We start from the raw sequence: 22,270 nt of genomic DNA on the forward strand, positions 1-22,270 counted from the left end.
AACGCCCCGCATCAAATCGCCTGAGCCCGCCCCGGAAATGTTTCGTCGTAGCCGGAGCCGTCTTCAACTTGCGCCGCCGTGCCGCGTTGTTCACGGTACATGACCGGCGGCAAGCCGAACTGCTTGCGAAACTCTCGGCCCAGATGCGAAGCGTCCGAAAAGCCGCAACTCGACGCGATGTCGGCGACGGTCTTGTCCGAACTCGTCAGCAGCCACGCGGCGGTGCGCAAGCGCACCTGCTTCGCGTAGGCCTGCGGCGCCTTGCCGGTTTGCGCCTTGAAAAGCCGTTCGAGCTGGCGCGGCGACAGATCGAGCTTGCGCGCGAGTTCGTCGAGCGGCAGCGAACGGCCCACGTGCTGCTCCATCAGCAGGATCGCGCGCTTGACCTTCGGATGCGTGGCGGGCGCGAGCCCCGGCGGATGCGGCTGCGGCGCGTTGCCTTTCTGCAGGTCGTCGACCAGCAGGATGCGCAGCGCCTTTTGCACGGTGGCGGTTTCGAAGTGGCGTAGCAGGATTGCCGCGGCCACGTCGATCGACGCGCGTCCGCCCGAACACGTAATGCGTCGCCGGTCGATCACGAACAGCCGATCGGCGACCAGCGCTTCTTCATTCACCGACGGAAAACGCTCGATGAAATCCCAGTAGTGAAACCAGCTCACGCAGATGCGGTGGCCGTCGAGCACGCCCGCGCGCATCAGCGAGAACACGCCGGTGCACATGCCGACCAGCGTCGCGTCGGTGGCGGCGGCACGGCGAATGAACGCGAGCGTCGCGTCGCTCGCGGCCGGCCCCGAATGCAGCAGCCCGCCAACCACCACGACGTAATCGAACGGTTCGGCGTTGTCGAAGGTTTCCCACGGCGTGATCTGGATGCCGCAACTCGCGCGCACGGGAGCGAGGGTTTCCCCCAGCACGCTCCACGAACAGCGCACCGGTTTGCTGAAATCGCCTTCGTCCGCGGACAGCCGCAACAGGTCGACGAAACCCGAGAACGCGGTCAGCGTGAAGTTGGGCAACAGGATGATGCCGAAGCGGATGCGCTGCTTCGACGTGCCGTCGATCGAACGAGGGGGAAGCGGTTCAGCGGAATTCATGCATGCAGGCGGCAAGGGAAAGGGTGGAGTCAAGCATAGCACTGGGGATGGCGGGCGCTTTACCGGCCGGTTTCCCCGCATTTGACGAGGGACCGTCGGACGCTTTTCATAACCCTTCCGGCGGCGCATCCAGTGCAACGTCAGCATCGCCAGCCGCAACCTGGACGCCTGTCGAAAATGCGTCAGAAGTCATCGCAAATACGCCGCCGTGCTTGGCTGGCGGCCCGCTTGACGCCACTATCCCACTGTCATGCCGTTTTTATTCTATCGATTCAGGTTGCCTTGCGGTGCAATACGAACTACTCCACCGAGGCAGCGCATCGCCCGCAACGTAGAAGGCACGCCATGAACGTCAGCGTCTTCGATCTGTTCAAGATCGGCATTGGTCCTTCGAGCTCGCACACGGTCGGGCCGATGATCGCCGCATGCCGCTTCGCTTCGCATATCGAAGACGCGAACCTGCTCGGCTTCGTGCGCCGCGTGAGAGTCGAACTGTACGGTTCGCTCGGCGCGACCGGTAAAGGGCACGGCACGGATAAGGCCGCGCTGCTCGGGCTCGAAGGCAATCTGCCCGATCTGATCGACCCGGACCTGATCGAGCCGCGTCTGCAGGCGATCCGCGAGACGAAGCAATTGAGGCTGCTCGGCAAGCACCCGGTGGCCTTCGACGAGCGCGAGCACCTCGGCTTCTTTCGCAAACTGATGCCGGCCGTGCCCGGCACCTTGGGCGCACTGGGCTCCAGCATCGTGCATCCGAACGGCATGCGTTTTCAGGCATTCGACGAAAACGGCCAGTTGCTGGTGGAGAAAGAGTATTACTCGATCGGCGGCGGCTTCGTGGTCAATCGCGAAGGCGATCGCGTGAATGGCGTGCGCGCCGGCGCGGACGTGCCATATCCGTTTCGTACCGGCGACGACCTGATGCGCGTGTGCCGCGAGACCGGTTTGTCGATCGCCGAGCTGACGCTGCGCAACGAATGCGCGGCGCGCCCCGAGCACGAAGTGCGCGAGGGGCTGCTGACGATCTGGCGCACGATGGCCGCCTGCGTCGAACGCGGCTGCAAGGTGCGCGGCGAGTTGCCCGGTCCGATGCACGTGAAGCGCCGCGCGGCCGATCTGTGCGCGCAACTGCGGGCGCGCTCGGAGGAGTCGCTGCGCGATCCGCTCTCGATGCTCGACTGGGTCAACCTGTACGCGATGGCCGTCAACGAAGAGAACGCGGCCGGCGGGCGTGTCGTCACCGCACCGACCAACGGCGCGGCCGGCGTGCTTCCGGCGGTCCTGCATTACTACGTGAAATTCATGCATGCATCGAGCGACGCAGGCATCGTCGACTTCCTGCTGACCGCCGCGGCGATCGGCATCATCTATAAGGAAACCGCGTCGATCTCCGGCGCCGAAGTGGGCTGCCAGGGCGAAGTGGGCGTGGCCTGCTCGATGGCCGCCGCCGCGCTCGCCGCCGTGATGGGCGGCACGCCGACCCAGGTGGAGAACGCCGCCGAGATCGGCATGGAGCACAACCTCGGCATGACCTGCGATCCGGTCGGCGGCCTCGTGCAGATTCCGTGCATCGAGCGCAACGCGATGGGCGCGATCAAGGCGATCAACGCCGCGCGCATGGCGATGAAAGGCGATGGCCAGCACTACGTGTCGCTCGACAACGTGATCAAGACGATGCGCGAAACGGGCGCCGATATGAAGACGAAGTACAAGGAGACGTCGCGCGGCGGCTTGGCCGTGAACGTGATCGAGTGTTGAAGCTCGAGTGTTGAAGCTCGAGTGTTGAAGTTTCAGTGAAGCATGCCTACGCAACGCCAGGCAGCAGTTAAGACAGCATTGACAAGGACCCACGATGAGCCGCTATTCGATATTCAGCCTGTTGCGCAACGGGATGTCGTATCACGAGAACTGGGAGCGACAGTGGAAGAGCCCCGAGCCCAAGCGTGAATACGACGTCGTGATCGTCGGCGGCGGCGGGCATGGTCTCGCCACCGCGTATTACCTCGCGAAAGAACACGGCGTGCGCAATGTCGCCGTGCTGGAGAAAGGCTGGATCGGCGGCGGCAACACGGCGCGCAATACGACCATCGTGCGCTCGAACTACTTGTGGGACGAATCGGCCGCGCTGTACGAGAAAGCGATGAAGCTGTGGGAAGGGCTCTCGCAGGATCTCAACTACAACGTGATGTTCAGCCAGCGTGGCGTGATGAACCTCGCGCACACGCTGCAGGACGTGCGCGACACCGAGCGCCGCGTGAACGCGAACCGCCTGAACGGCGTGGACGCGGAATTCCTCACGCCTGCGCAGATCAAGGAAATCGAGCCGACCATCAATCTGAATAGCCGCTACCCGGTGCTCGGCGCATCGATACAGCGGCGCGGCGGCGTGGCCCGGCACGATGCGGTGGCCTGGGGCTTCGCACGCGGCGCGGACCAGGTGGGCGTCGACATCGTGCAGAACTGCCAGGTCACGGGCATTCGCCGCAACGGCAGCCAGGTGGTCGGCGTAGATACCACGAAGGGTTTCATCAAGGCGAAGAAGGTCGCCGTGGTCGCGGCGGGCAATACCTCGACGCTCGCCGACATGGCCGGCGTGCGCTTGCCGCTGGAGAGCCATCCGCTGCAGGCGCTCGTGTCCGAGCCGATCAAGCCGGTCGTCAATACGGTCGTGATGTCGAACGCGGTGCACGCGTACATCAGCCAGTCCGACAAGGGCGATCTGGTGATCGGCGCGGGCGTCGATCAGTACACGGGTTTCGGGCAGCGCGGCAGTTTCCAGATCATCGAAGGCACGCTCGAAGCGATCGTCGAAATGTTCCCGGTGTTCTCGCGCGTGCGCATGAATCGCCAGTGGGGCGGCATCGTGGATGTGTCGCCGGACGCGTGCCCGATCATCAGCAAGACCGACGTGAAGGGCCTTTACTTCAACTGCGGTTGGGGCACGGGCGGGTTCAAGGCGACGCCGGGTTCGGGCTGGGCTTATGCGCACACCATCGCAAAGGATGAGCCGCATCCGTTGAATGCGCCGTTTTCGCTGGAGCGGTTCTATACCGGTCATCTTATCGACGAGCACGGCGCGGCGGCCGTGGCTCACTAACTCACTAACGGAGCCCCACACATGTTGCTGATCGAATGCCCGTGGTGCGGTCCCCGCGCCGAAACCGAATTCTCTTGCGGCGGCGAAGCGGATATCGCCCGTCCGCTCGACACCGACACGCTCACCGACAAGGAATGGGGCGACTACCTGTTCATGCGCAAGAACCCGCGCGGCGTGCATCGCGAGCAATGGCTGCATACGCAGGGCTGCCGGCGCTGGTTCAAGGCGCAGCGCGACACGGTGAGCTACGAGATCCAGGGCTACGAGACGTTCGAGCGTCCGCTACTCGCCATGGATGGCAACGACGCCAAAGCACAAGAGGGCAAAGCATCATGAGCCAGAAAGACCGACTGCCCAGCGGCGGGCGCATCAACCGCGCGATTGCGCTCAGCTTCACGTTCAACGGCGTCAGATATCAGGGCTATCAGGGCGACACGCTGGCCTCCGCGCTGCTCGCGAACGGTGTGCACTTCGTCGCGCGTAGCTGGAAGTATCACCGGCCGCGCGGCATCGTGACCGCGGGTGTCGAGGAGCCGAACGCGGTCGTGCAACTCGAAACCGGCGCCTACACGGTGCCGAATGCGCGCGCGACCGAAGTGGAGCTGTATCAGGGACTCGTCGCCACCAGCGTGAACGCGAAGCCGAGCATCGAGAAAGACCGCATGGCGATCAACCAGAAGATCGCGCGCTTCATTCCGGCGGGCTTCTACTACAAGACCTTCATGTGGCCGCGCAAATTCTGGCCGAAATACGAAGAAGCGATCCGCGACGCGGCCGGTCTCGGCAAGGCGCCCGAGCAGACCGACGTGGATCGCTACGACAAGTGCTTTGCGCATTGCGACGTGCTGGTGGTCGGCGGCGGGCCGACCGGTCTCGCGGCGGCGCACGCGGCGGCATTGTCGGGCGCGCGCGTGACGCTGGTGGACGATCAGGCGGAACTCGGCGGCTCGCTGCTGTCGTGCCGCGCGGAGATCGACGGCAAGCCCGCGCTGCAATGGGTGCAAAAGGTCGAAGACGAACTGCGGCAAATGCCCGAGGTGAAGATCCTGTCCCGCAGCACCGCGTTCGGCTACCAGGACCATAACCTCGTGACGGTCACGCAGCGGCTGACCGAGCATCTGCCGGTATCGCAACGCAAGGGCACGCGCGAGCTGCTGTGGAAAATCCGCGCGAAACGCGTGATTCTCGCGACCGGCGCGCATGAACGGCCGATCGTGTTCGGCAACAACGATCTGCCCGGCGTGATGCTGGCGTCGGCGGTGTCGACCTATCTGCATCGCTATGCGGTGCTGCCGGGCCGCAACGCGGTGGTGTTTACCAACAACGACGACGGCTATCAATGCGCGCTCGACCTGAAGGCGGCCGGCGCGCAGGTGACGGTGATCGATCCGCGTGCAGGCGAATCGAAGGGGACGTTGCCAGCGCTGGGCCGCCGCCACGGCATCAAGGTGATGAACGGCGCGGTCGTCACGGCGGCGCACGGCAAGCTGCGCGTCGCGTCGGTCGACGTGGCGTCGTATTCGAACGGACAGGTCGGCGCGCAGCAGGGCGCATTGCCATGCGATCTGCTCGCGATGTCGGGCGGCTGGAGCCCGGTGCTGCACCTGTTCGCGCAGTCGGGCGGCAAGGCGCACTGGCATGACGACAAGGCCTGCTTCGTGCCCGGCAAGGCGATGCAGGCGGAGACGAGTGTTGGCGCGTGCGCGGGCGACTTCACGCTGGGGCAGGGCATCCGCTTTGCCGTCGATGCGGGCGTCGAGGCGGCGCGCGCCGCCGGTCACATCGTCGCGCGGCCGGCTCCGCTGCAGGTGGCCGAGCTGAGCGAGGCGAAGATCGCGCCGCTGTGGCTGGTCGGCGGCCGTGAGCTGGCGACGCGCGGGCCCAAACAGTTCGTCGACTTCCAGAACGACGTGTCCGCAGCGGATATTTTTCTCGCCGCGCGCGAAGGTTTCGAATCCGTCGAGCACGTGAAGCGCTACACCGCGATGGGGTTCGGCACCGACCAGGGCAAGCTCGGCAACATCAACGGCATGGCGATTCTCGCGCAGGCGCTCGGCAAGACGATTCCCGAGACCGGCACGACCACCTTCCGGCCCAACTACACGCCGGTCACCTTCGGCACCTTTGCGGGCCGCGAGCTGGGCGAGTTTCTCGATCCGGTGCGCAAGACGGCCGTACACGAATGGCACGTCGAAAACGGCGCGGCGTTCGAGGACGTCGGCAACTGGAAGCGGCCCTGGTACTACCCGAAGGCAGGCGAGGACATGCACGCGGCGGTCGCGCGCGAATCGCTCGCGGTGCGCACGAGCGTCGGCATACTCGACGCGTCGACACTCGGCAAGATCGACATTCAGGGCCCCGATGCCGCGAAGCTGCTGAACTGGGTCTATACGAATCCGTGGAGCAAACTGGAAGTCGGCAAGTGCCGCTACGGCCTGATGCTCGACGAAAACGGCATGATCTTCGACGACGGCGTGACCGTGCGTCTGGCCGACCAGCACTACATGATGACGACCACCACCGGCGGCGCGGCGCGCGTGCTCACGTGGCTCGAACGCTGGCTGCAAACGGAATGGCCAGACATGCGCGTACGGCTCGCCTCGGTCACGGATCACTGGGCCACGTTTGCCGTGGTCGGTCCGAACAGCCGCAAGGTCTTGCAAAAGGTCTGCCACGACATCGACTTCGCGAACGCGGCGTTTCCGTTCATGAGTTATCGCGAGGGCACGGTGGCCGGCGCGGCATCGCGCGTGATGCGCATCAGCTTCTCGGGCGAACTCGCGTATGAAGTGAACGTGCCGGCGAACGTCGGGCGCGCGGTATGGGAAGCATTGATGACCGCGGGCGCGGAATTCGACATCACGCCGTACGGCACCGAAACGATGCACGTGCTGCGCGCGGAGAAGGGCTACATCATCGTCGGCCAGGATACGGACGGCTCGATGACGCCATACGACCTCGGCATGGGCGGGCTCGTCGCGAAGTCGAAGGACTTTCTCGGCAAGCGTTCGCTGACGCGCTCGGACACCGCGAAGGCGGGGCGCAAGCAACTGGTCGGACTGCTGTCGGACGATCCGTCGTTCGTGATCCCGGAAGGCTCGCAGATCGTCGCCGGGCCGTTCCAGGGCGACACCGCGCCGATGCTCGGGCACGTCACGTCGAGCTATTACAGCCCGATCCTGAAGCGCTCGATCGCGATGGCGGTCGTGAAAGGCGGTCTCGAGAAGATCGGCGCAACGGTCACGATTCCGCTGTCGAGCGGCAAGCAGATCGCGGCCAGGGTCACCAGTTCGGTGTTCTACGACAGCGAAGGAGCACGTCAACATGTGGAATGAAACAGGCGGGATGGTATCGATCGTGGATCGCGCCGTGGGTGGACAAACGGGTGTATGGCAGGAGTCGCCGCTGGTGGGCGCGGGTGCGTTGCTGAAGAAGCATCAGGCCACGGCATCCGCCGCTTTCAGGTTGAGCGAGCGACCGTTTCTGGAACTTGTGAACGTGCGTGGCGACACGCGCGACGCGGCATTCCTGAATGCGGTGCAGAGCGTGATCGGTTGCAAGCCGCCCGAGAAGGCGAACACGGTCGCGCGCGGCAACGGCTACGACATGCTGTGGCTCGGCCCGGACGAGTGGCTCGTACGCTCGGCCGCCGTGCACGATGCCGTGCGCACCGCGCCGTTGCAGGCGAAACTCGGCGCCGCGTTGAGCGGTGTGTTCGCGTCGGCGGTGGATGTCGGCAGCGGTTATACGGTGCTCGAAATCAGCGGCGCGCGCGTGCGTGACGTGCTGGCGCGCGGCTGCCCGCTCGACCTGCATCCGAAACTGTTCGGCGACGGGCAATGCGCGCAGAGCCACTATTTCAAGGCATCGATGACATTGCTGCATACCGGCGCGGACAGGTTCGAGCTCGTCGTGCGCCGCAGCTTCGCCGACTACTTCGTCAAAATCATGCTCGACGCGGCCGAGCCGCTGATGGCGTAACGCGCGGCGAGCGGTGCGCGCACGCATCGCTCGCCGCGCATCCGGTCTCGTGCGACTCCCGCCCATGCCATGCCGTCGACGCGTCTAGCCACCGCGCGCCTCACCGAGCGCGCGTGCCATGAAGGCGACGCCGCTGCCGCGCTCGCGCTGCTCGATCAGAGCATCGTGCTGCGGCACCGGCGCATCGCGCTGATCCGTTATCTGCTCGCGCAACAACTCGGCGCGCCGCTGCAGACGCACCATCACGAATACGTCGAAAAAATCGCCGCACGCCTGAGTGCGGACACGCTCGCGCGCATCGCCGGCGCCGCCCGTGCGCGGTTGCGTTCCTAACGCTTTTGCGTCCTTCGCGCCCGCGTGCCGGGCGGCCAACGCGACGCCCCCGTTCCATTCCGATGACGCATTTCTTCTATGTGGACGATTTATGTCGACGTCTACTGAAAACGCTGCCCGGAACACTCACGCGGCTGCCGCCGCATCAACGAGGGGATGACATGTCTACCGCTTTTCAGCCACGCTCGAGCGCCGCTGCCCGGCTCGAACGACTGCCGTTCTCCGGCTATCACCGGACCATCTTCGTCATCATCGCGATTGCGTTTTTCTTTGATTCCGTCGACCTCGGCACCATGACGTTCGTGCTCGGCTCGATCAAAAGCGAGTTCCAGTTATCGACCGCGACCACGGGGCTCGTCGCCAGCGCGAGCTTCTTCGGCATGGTGATCGGCGCGGCGGTGGCGGGCCTGCTCGCCGATCGCTTCGGGCGCCGGCCGGTCTTTCAGTGGAGCATGGTCCTGTGGGGCCTCGCGTCGTATCTGTGTTCGACCGCGCAGAGCGTCGAGGCGCTGATCTTTTATCGCGTGCTGCTCGGCGTCGGCATGGGGATGGAGTTTCCGATCGCGCAGACCTTACTGTCGGAGTTCGTGCCGGCCGCCTCGCGCGGACGGTTGATCGCGCTGATGGACGGCTTCTGGCCGCTCGGCTTCATCGCCTCGGGCGTGGTGTCGTACTTCGTGCTGCCGGCCTTCGGCTGGCGCACCGAGTTCGCGCTGCTCGCGATTCCCGCGGTGTTCGTGCTGATCGTGCGGCGTGTGGTGCCGGAGTCGCCGCGCTGGCTCGAACATCGCGGACGCCATGCCGAAGCCGACCGGATTCTCGCCGACATCGAAGTGAAGGTGATGCGCGCGGAGGGTCTGAGCCAGTTGCGCGCACCGGCCGTGCTCGCGGAACCGGCCGCGGCGAAGGGCGGCGGTGCGTTCCGCGAGATCTGGAGCCTTGCCTACCGGCGCCGCACGATCATGGTGTGGACGCTGTGGTTCTTCGCGCTGCTCGGGTTTTACGGGCTGACGTCGTGGCTCGGTGCGCTGATGCAGCAGGCCGGTTTTGCGGTGACGAAGTCGGTGCTGTACACGGTGCTGATTTCGCTGGGCGGGATTCCGGGCTTCATTTGCGCGGCGTGGCTCGTCGAGCGCTGGGGCCGCAAGCCGACCTGTATCGCGTCGCTCGCCGGCAGCGCGGTGATGGCCTATGTCTACGGACAGACCGCGCTGCATGCGCAAACGCCGACGCTGCTGATTTGCGCCGGGCTCGCGATGCAGTTTTTCCTGTTCGCGATGTGGGCGGTGCTGTATACGTACACGCCCGAGCTCTACGGCACCGGCGCGCGTGCCACGGGCTCGGGATTCGCGTCCGCGATCGGCCGGGTAGGGTCGCTGATCGGGCCGTATGTGGTCGGCGTCGTGCTGCCGATGTTCGGCCAGGGCGGCGTGTTTTCGCTCGGCGCGATGTGCTTTGTGATCGCGGCCGCCGCGGTATGGATACTCGGGATCGAAACGCGCGGGCTGGCGCTGGAGACGCTCGTGTCGGAAGCGGTCGAAGCGGACCCGCATGGGGCGTTGAGTCCGGTGCGGGAGTGAGCGTCGGCGGGCGCCGGGCAGGGCATGCCCGGCGCCCGCGCTCGTCGCTCAGCGTGCCTTCAATGCCCGCTGCCCGCGAGCGCCGTCAGGATCTGATAAGCGGCGCTCACGCGTGCGTCGTTCGGGATGTTCCGGTTCGCGAGCATGACGATGCCCAGATGCTTTTCCGGAACGAACGCGACATACGCGCCGAAGCCGTTGGTTGAACCGGTCTTGTTGATCCATACATCCTGTCTCGGCGGCTGCGGTGGCCTGATTTCGGCGGCAGGCGTCGCATGCAGGACCATCTCCGATGAATTGCCTTCCTGCAAGGTTTTCAGCGCGACTGGATACGGATACTGCTCCCAGATCAGATCCTGCGTCAGCACGCCTGCTTTGAAGTAGCCCGTGTGCGTCGCCATGATCGCGCGCTGGAGCGTGCTGTCGAGCGGGATCAGATCCATGTTCGCCGCAACGAAGCGCAGCATGTCAGTCGCCGTCGACTTGATGCCATAGGCTTCGGAGGACAACACGCCGGGCGCCACGCGGATCGGCGCGTCCTGCTTCGTATAGCCTTGCGCGTAGTCCGGCATTTTCGCTTTCGGGACGTCGAAGTAGCTGCTCGTCATGCCGAGCGCGCGAAACACAGTGTGCTGGACCAGCGCGGTGAAATCCTGTCCCATGCTCTTCGCCGTGATCAGGCCGAGCGTGCCGATGCCGGGGTTGGCATACGTGCGCTGCGTGCCGGGCGCATAGGCGGGCCGCCATGCGGCGAAGTACTGCATCAGCTGGTCGTTGTCGTGGATGTCGTCGGGCACCTGCAACGGCAGCCCGCCAGGCGTGTGCGTGCCCAGGTTGAGCAGGCTCACGCTGCCGAACGGCGTGCCGCGCAGTGACGGCAGATACTTTTCCGTCGGGTCCGACAAGGACAGCTTGCCGTTCAAGCCCGCATAAGACGCGAGCGTCGCCGTGAATGTCTTGCTGATGGAGCCGAGTTCGAACAAGGTATCGCGCGTGACCGGCTTGCCGGTTTGCGTCGACGCGACGCCGTAGTTGAGCACGTAGGGCTTGCCCTCGACGATCACGCCGACCGCCATCCCCGCAATGCGGTATTTCGACATGAGCGGTTGAATGGCCGCGTCGACGGTGGGCTTGATCCGCTCGAGCGGGGCATCGGCGGCGCGGCTCACGGATGGCACCGTGCTCAGCGCAAACACGGTGCTTGCGATAAGACTGATTGTTTTGGACTTCATTGGCAGCGTTTCCCTGGATGTCGGCCGGCAGGTTGGCCGAATCGCACTATCCGGCTTTTGCTGCGCGCTGACAATCGAGGATAAGTTGCGCGAGGGTAAAGAAAATCTTGTGGAGTGTGCCGCGCCGACTACCAGCGCAACAGCCGCGGGCCGAGCAGCGCACCGATCACCGTCGGCACGAGCATCCCCAGCAGATACCACGCGCCCCAGAACGGAATGCCCATCTCCGGGCAATGCAGGCAATAGGCGAGCGTCGCGGTCGAGCCCGCCAGCAAGCCGCCCGCGGCGCCCGTCAGCGCGAGCCGGGTCGGCGCCAGTCCTTTGAGCGCCCAGAACACGGCGATAAAGCCCGGCACCGACAGCATCGCGATATTGAACGGGCAGACGCGCCAGGTTTTTCCGAGCACGAGTGCGAGCCGGCCGTCGTCCGGTGCGCCCATCAAAACATACGCCCCGGCCAGCCACACCGCTGCGACCGGCGCGGCGATCACCCAGCCGCTGGCGCCGGTGCGCACGCCCGGCCGCGCGAGCCGTGTCGACATCCAGAGCGAACCGAGCATCAGACATAGCGGCAACGCGACCTTGGCCCAGAAGATCGGCGTGAGCGCGACTTCGGCGAGGTCGCGCCGGACGCCGAGCAACACCGCCATGATCAGCGTCGCACCGGCCGCGCCGCTCAGCACCGCGACGGCAAAGCGTTTCGTGAGCGCGTGACGGTCTATCGGCGCGACACCGGTCGCCAGCAGAGAAATGAATTGATCCGTTTTCATCGGCTTCCTCGAATCTTTGCGGCCAACGCCTTGAGTCCACGATGCACGCCGATCTTGACCGCGGACTCCGACAAGCCGGTCAACTGCGCGGTTTCGGTCACGGACAACCCTTCGAGCTTGACATGCATGATCGGCAGACGCTGACGATCGGGCAACTGTTCGAGCAGCTTGCCCACGTCGCGCCGGGCTTGCGCCGGTTCGAGATCGGGCGCGGCGAGCAATTCGAATGCATCGTCGAGCGGATCGTTGAGCGCGTCGTGGCGCGAGCGCGCCCGAAAGTAATCCGTCAGCTTGTAGCGCGCGATGGCGTGAATCCACGCGGTCAGCGGCTGCTCGTCGCGATACGTATGCCGTCCATTGTGAACCGCCAGCAATATTTCCTGCACCAGATCCTCGACATCGGCCGTGCTGTCGTGAAGGCGCCGCCGCAGGAAGCCACGCAGGTGCGCACCCAGTTCCGTCAGGAATTGCCGATAGCCAGCGGCGTCTCCGTCCAGGCCGCGCAGGAACAGGGCGCGCAGATGGGCCTCTTTTGCCTGCGCTGCGGTGATATCGTTAGTTCGATTCATCGGGGACGTCGGTTACAGGAAACAGGATTTTATTCCATCGCCTCGGGCGTTGGCGGCCAGGACTGCGTCGCATGCGTTCTTTTTGTCTGTTGAAGAGAAAAAACTTCGCGCGTGCTGTAACCGCGCCGGGACACGCAGCGAACTACCTCACAGATGCGGGATGACGACGCATCGGTAGTTGCCGCAAAGCAGTCTATTTGATACCCACGGGCCGGCCACAGGCTATAGCCATGAGCGACGGCGGCCCGACCAACAACACTCCAGGAGTTGCCATGAAACGCATTGCAATCGCAGCAGTCGCCGCAGCCTTGCTCGTCAGCGGTGGTTCGGTGTTCGCCCAGGCGAGCGGCGCCATGTCCAACGATTCGATGTCGAAAGACACGATGAGCAAGGACTCGATGGCCAAGGATTCGATGTCCAAAGACTCGATGATGAAGGACGGCAGCAAGATGAAACACGACGCGATGAAAAAAGACGACGCAATGAAAAAAGACGACGCAATGAAAAAAGACGACGCGATGAGCAAGTAAGGCGCACAGGTGCGTTCCCGGCATCTTGCGGCGAACGCACCTGAGCCTCGAGGCTTCACGGAGATTCGGAATGAAAGCTCTTCCCCAATCTGGTGCGTTGCTCGACGCGACACGCACCCTGCAACCCGCATGGGTACGCATCGCGCACTGGCTCAACGCGTTGGCCGTGGTGCTGATGATACTGTCGGGCTGGCGAATCTACGACGCCTCCCCGGTGTTCCGGGGTTTCACGATCCCGACCGGCCTCACGCTCGGCGGCTGGCTCGGCGGCGCGTTGCAATGGCACTTCGCGGCGATGTGGCTGCTGTTCTTCAACGCACTCTTTTATCTGGCGATGAACCTCGTCACGGGCCGCATCCGGTCGAAGTTTTTCCCGCTGTCGCCTCGCGCGGTCCTGCACGACCTGCGCGAAGCCTTGAAAGGCCAGCTGTCGCATGCGGACCCGAGCCGCTACAACGCAGTGCAGAAGTTCGCCTACCTGTTCGTGATGTTCGACATAGCCGTGCTGATCGTATCGGGGCTCGCGATCTGGAAGTCGGTGCAGTTTCCGGTACTGCGCGAACTGATGGGCGGATATGACAACGCGCGCGTGGTTCACTTCTGCGCGATGGCGCTGCTGGCCGGTTTCATCGTGATTCACCTGACGATGGTCGCGCTCGTGCCGCGCTCGTTGCTCACGATGATTCGTGGCCGCTAACCGAGGACTACTCCTGTGAAGCCATTCAAACCGTCGCGATCGGGCGTCGATCGCGAGTCGCTCAGCATCGACGTGCGGCGTGAGCTCGATATGCCGTCACGGCGCCTGTTCGGCAAACGCATCATCACACTGGGCGGGTTGGCGATGCTGACCGGATGCAGCCTGTCGGACGATAAATCGGTCGAAACGTTTCTATCGCGCGTGTCGGCAATGAACGACCGCGTGCAGGGCTGGCTATTCGACCCGAACCGTCTCGCTCCGACCTACACCGAAGCAGAGATCACACGTCCGTTCCCGTTCAATGCGTTCTATGGGATCGACGATGTGCCGCACGTAAATGGCGACGATTTCCGGCTGAAAGTAAGCGGCCTCGTGCAGGACAGGAAGGACTGGACGCTCGCCGACCTTGACGCATTGCCGAAGGCCGAACAGATCACGCGGCATATCTGCGTGGAAGGCTGGAGTGCGATCGGCCGATGGGGCGGCACGCCGTTCGCGGCGTTTCTCAAGCGTGTCGGTGCGGACACGTCGGCGAAATACGTTGGCTTCAAATGCGCTGACGACTACTACGAAAGCATCGATATGCCAACGGCGCTGCATCCGCAGACGCTGTTGACCTTTACCTTTGACGGTCAGCAATTGCCCGCCAAATACGGCTACCCGATGAAGCTCAGAATGCCGACCAAACTCGGCTATAAGAATCCCAAGCACATCATCGAGATTTTCGTGACCAACACGTTTCCGGGCGGCTACTGGGTCGATCAGGGCTATAACTGGTTTGGCGGATCGTGAGTCGCAGGCCGAACACCAGAGCCGGCTGAGGTGCGCATGCAGTGGGTGCGGAGTAATATCGCTACCAGGCTCAGATTCCCGCCCGAGCGCGATCGGGTGCCCGTGCGCACGTCGATCCATGAGCCGGAAGCGGGCTCGCCGGAACGCCTTGACGCCGCGCAGAGGAAACGCACGGCGGTGTCGGCATTGCCGAGGACATCGATCGTGTCAAGCGAATGGAAGCGCCGCCTGCGGTTGTTTATCCAGCGTTTCTGGCAGCCGACCAGCGCGTGCATGACCTGTATGCCCGGCAGCTGGAGCAATGTCATGAGCCTCGCCCACTGGACGATCGCATTGCAGACAGGTCTGCTGACCGGGCTGCTGGCGGTTTTGCTGACTTTCACGCCTGCGGCCCGATTCTATAAGCACCGATATAGCAATGCGCTGCTCGTCGGTTTGCTGACGGCGATAGGCGACGCTTATGGTCACAGGAGCCACTACCGCATCCCCTATGTGGAGCACATCGTGACCGGTGTGATCTCCGCTCTCCTCACGTTGGCCGCGTCATATATCTTCGAAGATCGGGCGCGACGCCTTCGCGCGGCGTGGGCTCGGGTTTTCGGGTAGCTAAACTGTGACGCGCTGAACGGGCGGTCAGGTCAGTCGTAACCGCGGTCCGGATCTTCAACCTTCGTGGAGTTGCTTTATATTTGCCGTCAAGCAAAACTGGCGACTCGCCCAATCGTACAGCGAATTCCAATGAGAGCAATGATCCTGGCGGTGCTTTTCGGCGTATCCACGACGCTTTCCCATGCGGCAGGATTTAAGTTCGTGCAAGTGCCGGCCGACGCTAACGGCCCCGCGTTGAAAGCGTTCGTATGGCCGCCATGAATACCATCTCGTCCCCGGCGCCGCTCATTTTGCCTTTCTCGCACCGTGTTCGGCAGTCTTGAGTAAGGACGCGCCCGAACTCTGTACCGATGAGAACGGATTCGACCGTGTGGCCTTCCACAAAGAGTTCGATGACAAGGCGCTTCAGTCTTTCAGATCGAACATGCACTGAGCGCGCTTTACATCTTTACAACGTCGTTCCACCGTTTGCTCTCACGCTTTCTCGAAGCCACGCCATTCGCGACGAAGTAAGGCGTATCGACACGTGCCAACGCGTCCCGCCCGCGAATCCGGTCGGCGATCTTCTCGGCCAGCATGATGGTCGGCGCGTTCAGATTGCCGGTCGTGATGCGCGGCATGATCGACGCATCGACGACCCGCAGCGCGTCGATGCCATGCACGCGGCCCTCGTTGTCGACCACCGCCATGTCGTCATAGCCCATCTTGCACGAGCACGACGGATGAAACGCCGTTTCCGCGCGCATCCGTACGAACTGATCGAGTTGCGCGTCGGTGCTCAGTTCGGCACCAGGATTCAGCTCGCGGCCACGATAACGATCGAGCGCCGGTTGACGCATGATTTCACGCGTGATGCGGATGCCGTCGCGGAATTCGCGCCAGTCGAGCGGATCGGCCATGTAGTTGAACAGGATGCTGGGGTGTGCATTTGGATCGCGCGAGGTGAGCTTCACGCGGCCCCGGCTCGGTGAACGCATCGAGCCGACGTGCGCCTGGAAGCCGTGCATCCTGATCGCATTCGAGCCGTTGTAGTTGATGGCGACCGGCAGGAAGTGATACTGAAGGTTCGGCCACGGATCATCGTCGCGCGTGCGGATGAAGCCGCCCGCTTCGAACTGATTGCTTGCGCCGATGCCCGTGCCGTTGATCATCCATTCGAGTCCGATAGCAGGCTGGTTCCACCACTGCAATGCGGGGTAGAGCGACACAGGCTCCTTACACTCGTATTGGATATACATCTCCAGATGGTCCTGAAGATTCTCGCCGACACCCGGCAGATCGTGCACGAGCGGCACGTCGAACTCGCGCAGCCAGGTCGAGCGGCCCACGCCGGAGCGCTGCAGCAGTTGCGGCGATCCGATTGCGCCACTGCACACGAGCACTTCGCGGCGCGCATGCACGTTCGCCGCTGTGCCATGACGCAGATACGCGACGCCGACCGCGCGCTTGCCCGAAAACAGCACGCGGTCGGTTACCGCATGCGTGACGATCGTCAGATTCGGCCGCGTTTTCGCGCGATCCAGATAGCCGCGCGCGGTGCTCGCGCGCCGGCCGTTGGCCGTGACCGTGCGATCCATCGGACCAAAGCCTTCCTGCCGAAAGCCGTTCAGATCGTCGGTGCGCGCAAAGCCCGCCTGCACACCGGCCTCGACCATCGCGGCGAAGAGCGGGTTGTTGCCCGGCTTGCTGATGCTTACGTGTACCGGCCCGTCGCCGCCGTGATACGCGTTCGCGCCGATGTCGCGGGTTTCGGCTTTGCGGAAATACGGCAGGCAATCCAGATAGGTCCAGGTCTCGAGACCAGGCCGCGCGGCCCAGCCGTCGTAATCGAGCGCATTGCCGCGGATGTAGCACATGCCGTTGATCAGCGACGAGCCGCCGAGCCCCTTGCCGCGTCCGCATTCCATGCGCCGGTTGTTCATGTGCGGTTCGGGGTCCGTCTCGTATGCCCAGTTATAGCGGCGTCCTTGCAGCGGATACGCGAGCGCGGCCGGCATCTGCGTGCGGAAATCGAAACGGTAGTCGGGGCCGCCTGCTTCGAGCAGCAGCACGGTCACGTCGGCGTCTTCGGTGAGGCGCGAGGCGAGGACGTTGCCCGCGGAACCCGCGCCGACGATGATGTAGTCGTATTCGTTCGAGGCCATCGCCGCCACTCCTTAGAACACCGGTTGATAGGGGCCGAGTTCGACTTGCACGGACTTGATGCGCGTGTAGTGTTCGAGCGTCGTGATGCCGTTTTCGCGACCGACACCCGATTGCTTGTAGCCGCCCACCGGCATTTCCGCGGGCGACTCGCCCCACGTGTTGATCCAGCAGATGCCGGCCTCCAGCCGATGAATCACGCGGTGCGCGCGAGAGAGATTCTCGGTGACGACGCCCGCGGCGAGGCCATAAGAGGTAAGGTTCGCGCGCGCGATCGCTTCGTCCTCGTCGTCGAACACGAGGATGCTCATCACCGGGCCGAAGATTTCTTCGCGCACGATGCGCATGTCGTCGTGGCAACCGGTGAAGACGGTCGGCGCGACATACTGGCCGCAGCCGAAATGATCTTCGGTCAGGCGCCGGCCGCCCGCCAGCAAGCGCGCGCCTTCCTGCACACCGCTATCGATATAGCCGAGCACCTTCTGCAATTGCGCGGCACTTGCGAGCGGGCCGAAGTTCGTATCCGCGTCAGTGGGCGCGCCCACGCGGATGCGTTCGACCCGCGCGAGCAGCAACGCTTCGAACCGGTCGAGCACGCTGCGTTGCACGAACACGCGCGTGCCGTTGGTGCAGACCTGGCCCGCGCTGAAGAAGTTGGCGCTCATCGCGATGTCGGCGGCGCGTTCGAGGTCGGCGTCGTCGAACACGAGGAGCGGCGACTTGCCACCGAGCTCCATCGTCACTTCTTTCAGCGACGACGACGCGGCGAGCGACATCACCTTTTTGCCCGTTTCGACGCCGCCGGTAAACGAAATCTTCTCGATGTGGGGATGGGCGGCGAGCATCGCACCGACCCGGCCATCGCCTTGGATGACGTTGAAGACGCCCGCCGGCACGCCAGCCTCGGTGTAGATCTCCGCGAGCTTCAATGCCGACAACGGCGTGATCTCGCTCGGCTTGAAGATCATCGCATTACCGGCCGCGAGCGCCGGTGCCGACTTCCAGCACGCGATCTGGATCGGGTAGTTCCATGCGCCGATGCCCGCGCACACACCGAGCGGCTCGCGGCGCGTGTAGACGAACGACGAGGGGCGCAGCGGAATCTGCTGGCCTTCGATCGCGGTGGCGAGTCCCGCGTAGTACTCGATCACGTCGGCGCCGGTGACGATATCGACCGCGCGCGTTTCGGCGATCGGCTTGCCGGTGTCGCGGGTTTCGAGCAACGCAAGTTCGTCGTTGCGCTCGCGCAGCAGGTCCACCGCGCGACGCAGAACGCGCGAGCGCTGCATCGCCGTGAGCGCGGCCCACTCGCGTTGCCCGGCTTGCGCCGTTAGCACTGCGCGCTCGATATCGGCCGCCGATGCCTGCTCAACGCTCGCGAGCGTCTCGCCGGTGGCGGGGTCGAGCGTGTCGAAGGTTTCTCCACTGGTTGAATCGACGTAAGCGCCGCCTATGTACAGACGTTGCGTTGCGAATACCGCCATCACGTGCTCCTTTCAGGAAATGCCGCTGGGCTGATTGCGCGCCGCCAGCATCAGGTCGATATAGTCGTTCGCGACGCGTAGCGCCGCCTTGGTGTCGAACGGTTCGCCCGACAGCGCGCCGCGCAGCCACAAGCCGTCGATCAGCGCCGCGAGGCCGCTCGCCGCACGGCGCGCCGCCGCGCGCGGCAGCGCCTTCGAAAAATCCGCGCACAGATTCGAGTTCAGGCGGCGCGTGTTCACGTATTGCAGCCGCCGCAGCTGCGGCTTGTGCATGCTCTCGGACCAGAACGCGAGCCACGTTTTCATGACCGGGCCGCTGGTTTGCGCGGCGTCGAAATTCGCGGCGACCACCGCGCGCAGTTTCGCGCGCGGGTCCGCCTTTGCCGCCCGCCGACGGCTCGCGGTGGCCTGCCACAAATCGCGCAGCACGTGACGCATGGTGGCTTCGAGCAGGCCGTCCTTGTCGCCGAAATAGTGGCTGACGATGCCCGTGGAAATGCTCGCGCGTTGTGCGACCGAGGCGAGCGTCGCGCCCGCGAGGCCGCTCTGGTCGATCGTGAGCAGGGTGGCGTCGATGAGCTGCGCGCGGCGGATTTCGCGCATTCCGAGTTTGGGCATGGTGCTGGAGGTGGGAGCGCACCCAGGTGCGAGCTGCCCGCATGGATTCGATGGCGCATGATAAGTTTATTTATATTGAACAGTCAATCAATAAAAACTGGCGTTCCCCCGCTTGTCGGTTCCAGCCAAACTCGTGTCGCGTGAGATACATGTGCTCGATGCCGGTGCACGCTACGCTCGTTGAACGGCGTGCCGCGCTGACAACCCGCACTCGGTCACGCCGCTCACAAGACATGGAGACGGACAATGAGCAGCAATCGCGGCGTCGTGTATCTCGGGCAGGGCAAGGTGGAAGTGCAGTCGATCGACTATCCGAAGATGGTCGATCCACGCGGGCGGTCGATCGGCCACGGCGTGATTCTGAAAGTGGTGAGCACGAATATTTGCGGCTCCGATCAGCACATGGTGCGGGGCCGCACGACCGCCGAAGTCGGCCTCGTGCTGGGCCACGAGATTACCGGCGAGGTGATCGAGGTAGGCCGCGACGTCGAAACGCTCAGGATCGGCGACCTCGTGTCCGTACCGTTCAACGTTGCATGCGGACGCTGCCCGACCTGCAAGGCGCAGCACACCGGCGTGTGCCTGAACGTGAACCCGTCGCGGGCGGGCGGCGCGTATGGTTACGTGGACATGGGCGGCTGGATCGGCGGCCAGGCCGAGTACGTGATGGTGCCGTACGCGGACTTCAATCTGCTGAAGTTTCCCGACCGCGCGCAGGCAATGTCGAAAATCCGCGACCTCACGTGTCTGTCCGACATTCTGCCGACCGGCTATCACGGCGCGGTGATGGCGGGCGTGAAGCCCGGCGCGACGGTGTATATCGCGGGCGCGGGGCCGGTGGGCATGGCCGCGGCGGCGTCGGCGAGATTGCTGGGCGCTGCCTGCACGATCGTCGCCGATATGAACGAGGCGCGTCTCGCGCATGCGCGCAAGATGGGCTTTCAGACCATCGATCTTTCGAAGGACGCGACGCTCGGCGAACAGATCGAGCAGATACTGGGCAAGCCCGAAGTGGATTGCGCGGTGGATTGCGTCGGCTTCGAGGCGCACGGCCACGGCAGCAGCGGCGCGCACGAGGAGGCGCCGGCCACGGTACTCAATTCGCTGATGGAAATCACGCGCGCGGCGGGCGCGATCGGCATTCCGGGCCTGTATGTGACCGACGACCCGGGTGCCGCCGATGCCGCCGCCCGCAAAGGCAGCCTGAGCATCCGTTTCGGGCTCGGCTGGGCCAAGTCGCATTCGTTCCACACCGGGCAAACGCCGGTGATGAAGTACAACCACAATCTGATGCAGGCGATCTTGTGGGACCGTTTGCCGATTGCGGATATCGTCAACGTGACGGTGGTGTCGCTCGACGACGCGCCCGATGGTTACCGGCAATTCGATGGCGGTGCGCCGAGGAAGTTCGTGATCGACCCGCATGGGTTGTTGAAGGCGGCTTGAGGGTACGCTCAAGCGTGCACTGAAGCACGATCACGACAAACGCGCTGAGCGGCTTCCCGTTCAGCGCGTTTGTTTTTGCGGTGATGAATGGCGCTGATGCAAAGTGAAGTCGATTATGCGTAGCGCCGCCCGATGCTTCAGGCGGCCATCACCGGCACCGCGGCCAGCGAAGGCGCCTGTTTGCGCCGCTCGCGCGTCGGCGCCGTGCCGAACGCATCGCGATAGCTCTTCGAGAAGTGGCAGGCAGACTGGAAGCCGCAAGCCATCGTGATATGCATGATCGACATGTCCGTTTGCAGCAGCAGCTCGCGCGCGCGCCGCAAACGCAGCGTCAGATAGTAATGGGTGGGCGTCATTCCGAGATGCTCGCGGAATAGCCGCTGCAATTGCCGTTGCGACATGCCCGCAAGACGCGCGAGTTCTTCGCGCGACAGCGGCTCTTCGATGTTGTTCTCCATCAGCGAGATCACTTCGAACAGCGACTTGTTGGCCGAGCCGAGCCGCGCGACCAGCGGCATCTTCTGTTGCGCGCTGGTGTCGCGCACATGTTCGACGATGAACTGCTCGGCGATCTGCGTGACGCGTGCGGTGCCCACACGCGGCGCGATCAGGTTCAGCATCATGTCGAGCGGCGCGACGCCGCCCGTGCAGGTGACGCGATCGCGATCGATGACGAATAGCTCTTTCAGAAAGCGCGTATCCGGAAACTCCTCCTTCAGTGCCGACATGTTCTCCCAATGAATCGCGCATGCATAACCGGCCAGCAAGCCGGCACGCGCGAGCGCATAAGTGCCGGTGCACAGGCTGCCGAGCACGCTGCCCATGCGCGCGAAGCGGCGCAAGGCGGACAGGTGAGCGGGCGTGGTGGCGCGCTGCACGTCGATGCCGCCGACCACGAACACGATATCCGGCTGGCCGACGCCTTCGACCGGCCCGGTGTCGATCGATAGACCGTTGCTCGCGATAACCGGCCCGCCTTCCGGGCTCACGATCGACCAGCGGTAAAGCGTCTGTCCCGTCAGGTAGTTCGCCATGCGCAGCACTTCGATCGCGTTGGTGAACGCGATCATGGTGAAGTTGGGAACCGGCATGAATGCGAAGTGCGACAACGACGCCGTGCGATCGGTGGACATGGGAGGAGTGAATCCTTCGAATCTATGTAATGTCGCGTCGCCGTGGGGGAGCGGCGGATCATGCAATTTTGAATACGAGTGCAACTACCGTGCCATCAGGCTAAACCCTTGGTTGGCATCAGGAAAGCTCGGATAGCTAAACAAATGGGCACTACAACGGCGC

20 protein-coding genes are annotated in these 22,270 nt (G+C 64.0%); 12 read left to right on the forward strand and 8 right to left on the reverse strand.

The features are described from left to right. Positions 1–11 precede the first annotated feature (11 nt). Positions 12–1,094, reverse strand: a complete 1,083-nt coding sequence (locus tag B0G69_RS25225) for a GlxA family transcriptional regulator (protein WP_121322058.1) — start codon at positions 1,092–1,094, stop codon at positions 12–14. A gap of 345 nt (positions 1,095–1,439) precedes the next feature. On the opposite strand from B0G69_RS25225, the gene B0G69_RS25230 reads away from it, so the two are divergent. The 7 genes from B0G69_RS25230 (at position 1,440) to B0G69_RS25260 (ending at position 10,085) form a co-directional block, all read left to right on the forward strand. After that, positions 1,440–2,852 (forward strand): L-serine ammonia-lyase, encoded by a 1,413-nt coding sequence (locus B0G69_RS25230; protein ID WP_121322060.1) that lies wholly within the window; start codon positions 1,440–1,442, stop codon positions 2,850–2,852. A gap of 94 nt (positions 2,853–2,946) precedes the next feature. Next, positions 2,947–4,191: a sarcosine oxidase subunit beta family protein gene (locus tag B0G69_RS25235; RefSeq protein ID WP_121322062.1), complete on the forward strand. Its 1,245-nt coding sequence runs from the start codon at positions 2,947–2,949 to the stop codon at positions 4,189–4,191. A 21-nt stretch (positions 4,192–4,212) separates the two neighbouring features. After that, complete coding sequence (locus B0G69_RS25240) at positions 4,213–4,527, forward strand: sarcosine oxidase subunit delta (protein ID WP_121322064.1); 315 nt, start codon at positions 4,213–4,215, stop codon at positions 4,525–4,527. Continuing rightward, the gene (locus B0G69_RS25245) at positions 4,524–7,526 is read left to right on the forward strand and encodes a sarcosine oxidase subunit alpha family protein (protein WP_121322066.1); all 3,003 of its coding nucleotides are present in this window, start codon (positions 4,524–4,526) and stop codon (positions 7,524–7,526) included. The genes B0G69_RS25240 and B0G69_RS25245 overlap by 4 nt, the downstream gene beginning before the upstream one ends. Next, complete coding sequence (locus B0G69_RS25250; protein WP_121322068.1) at positions 7,516–8,172, forward strand: sarcosine oxidase subunit gamma; 657 nt, start codon at positions 7,516–7,518, stop codon at positions 8,170–8,172. Before B0G69_RS25245 ends, B0G69_RS25250 begins: the two co-directional genes overlap by 11 nt. 69 nt (positions 8,173–8,241) lie before the next feature. Further along, positions 8,242–8,505, forward strand: a complete 264-nt coding sequence (locus B0G69_RS25255; RefSeq protein WP_121322070.1) for a hypothetical protein — start codon at positions 8,242–8,244, stop codon at positions 8,503–8,505. Positions 8,506–8,666: 161 nt separating this feature from the next. Continuing rightward, a complete protein-coding gene (locus B0G69_RS25260) occupies positions 8,667–10,085 on the forward strand; it encodes an MFS transporter (RefSeq protein WP_121322072.1) in 1,419 nt (472 codons plus the stop codon). Between the two features lie 59 nt (positions 10,086–10,144). Here B0G69_RS25260 and ampC read toward each other — a convergent pair whose 3' ends face one another. The 3 genes from ampC to B0G69_RS25275 all read right to left on the reverse strand — a co-directional run bounded on the left by ampC (position 10,145) and on the right by B0G69_RS25275 (position 12,656). Beyond that, positions 10,145–11,317 (reverse strand): class C beta-lactamase, encoded by a 1,173-nt coding sequence (ampC, locus tag B0G69_RS25265; protein WP_121322074.1) that lies wholly within the window; start codon positions 11,315–11,317, stop codon positions 10,145–10,147. Between the two features lie 128 nt (positions 11,318–11,445). After that, positions 11,446–12,087: a DUF1109 domain-containing protein gene (locus B0G69_RS25270; protein WP_121322076.1), complete on the reverse strand. Its 642-nt coding sequence runs from the start codon at positions 12,085–12,087 to the stop codon at positions 11,446–11,448. Further along, positions 12,084–12,656, reverse strand: coding sequence for a sigma-70 family RNA polymerase sigma factor (locus B0G69_RS25275; protein WP_121322078.1), 573 nt, complete (start codon positions 12,654–12,656; stop codon positions 12,084–12,086). Before B0G69_RS25275 ends, B0G69_RS25270 begins: the two co-directional genes overlap by 4 nt. A gap of 272 nt (positions 12,657–12,928) precedes the next feature. Here B0G69_RS25275 and B0G69_RS25280 point away from each other — a divergent pair, with 272 nt between their 5' ends. The 4 genes from B0G69_RS25280 (at position 12,929) to B0G69_RS25295 (ending at position 15,281) form a co-directional block, all read left to right on the forward strand. Continuing rightward, positions 12,929–13,186: a pentapeptide MXKDX repeat protein gene (locus tag B0G69_RS25280; RefSeq protein ID WP_121322080.1), complete on the forward strand. Its 258-nt coding sequence runs from the start codon at positions 12,929–12,931 to the stop codon at positions 13,184–13,186. 70 nt (positions 13,187–13,256) lie between these two features. Next, positions 13,257–13,883: a cytochrome b/b6 domain-containing protein gene (locus B0G69_RS25285; RefSeq protein ID WP_121322082.1), complete on the forward strand. Its 627-nt coding sequence runs from the start codon at positions 13,257–13,259 to the stop codon at positions 13,881–13,883. 15 nt (positions 13,884–13,898) lie between these two features. Continuing rightward, positions 13,899–14,675, forward strand: coding sequence for a molybdopterin-dependent oxidoreductase (locus tag B0G69_RS25290; protein ID WP_121322084.1), 777 nt, complete (start codon positions 13,899–13,901; stop codon positions 14,673–14,675). 204 nt (positions 14,676–14,879) lie between these two features. Beyond that, positions 14,880–15,281 (forward strand): hypothetical protein, encoded by a 402-nt coding sequence (locus B0G69_RS25295; RefSeq protein ID WP_121323872.1) that lies wholly within the window; start codon positions 14,880–14,882, stop codon positions 15,279–15,281. 443 nt (positions 15,282–15,724) lie between these two features. On the opposite strand, the gene betA is transcribed toward B0G69_RS25295, so the two are convergent. The 3 genes from betA to betI are packed head-to-tail and all read right to left on the reverse strand — an operon-like array spanning position 15,725 to position 19,528. Beyond that, positions 15,725–17,428, reverse strand: a complete 1,704-nt coding sequence (gene betA, locus B0G69_RS25300; RefSeq protein ID WP_121322085.1) for a choline dehydrogenase — start codon at positions 17,426–17,428, stop codon at positions 15,725–15,727. 12 nt (positions 17,429–17,440) lie between these two features. Further along, entirely contained in the window at positions 17,441–18,910 is a 1,470-nt protein-coding gene (gene betB / locus B0G69_RS25305) for a betaine-aldehyde dehydrogenase (protein WP_121322086.1), read from the reverse strand. A gap of 12 nt (positions 18,911–18,922) precedes the next feature. Further along, positions 18,923–19,528, reverse strand: coding sequence for a transcriptional regulator BetI (gene betI / locus B0G69_RS25310; protein WP_121322087.1), 606 nt, complete (start codon positions 19,526–19,528; stop codon positions 18,923–18,925). Positions 19,529–19,774: 246 nt separating this feature from the next. Here betI and fdhA point away from each other — a divergent pair, with 246 nt between their 5' ends. Then, a complete protein-coding gene (gene fdhA / locus B0G69_RS25315; protein WP_121322089.1) occupies positions 19,775–20,974 on the forward strand; it encodes a formaldehyde dehydrogenase, glutathione-independent in 1,200 nt (399 codons plus the stop codon). A 137-nt stretch (positions 20,975–21,111) separates the two neighbouring features. Here fdhA and B0G69_RS25320 read toward each other — a convergent pair whose 3' ends face one another. After that, entirely contained in the window at positions 21,112–22,107 is a 996-nt protein-coding gene (locus B0G69_RS25320; protein WP_121322091.1) for a GlxA family transcriptional regulator, read from the reverse strand. Between the last annotated feature and the right edge of the window lie 163 nt (positions 22,108–22,270).

The sequence above is a fragment of the Paraburkholderia sp. RAU2J genome (assembly GCF_003634845.1).
Classification (GTDB): Bacteria; Pseudomonadota; Gammaproteobacteria; order Burkholderiales; family Burkholderiaceae; genus Paraburkholderia; species Paraburkholderia fynbosensis.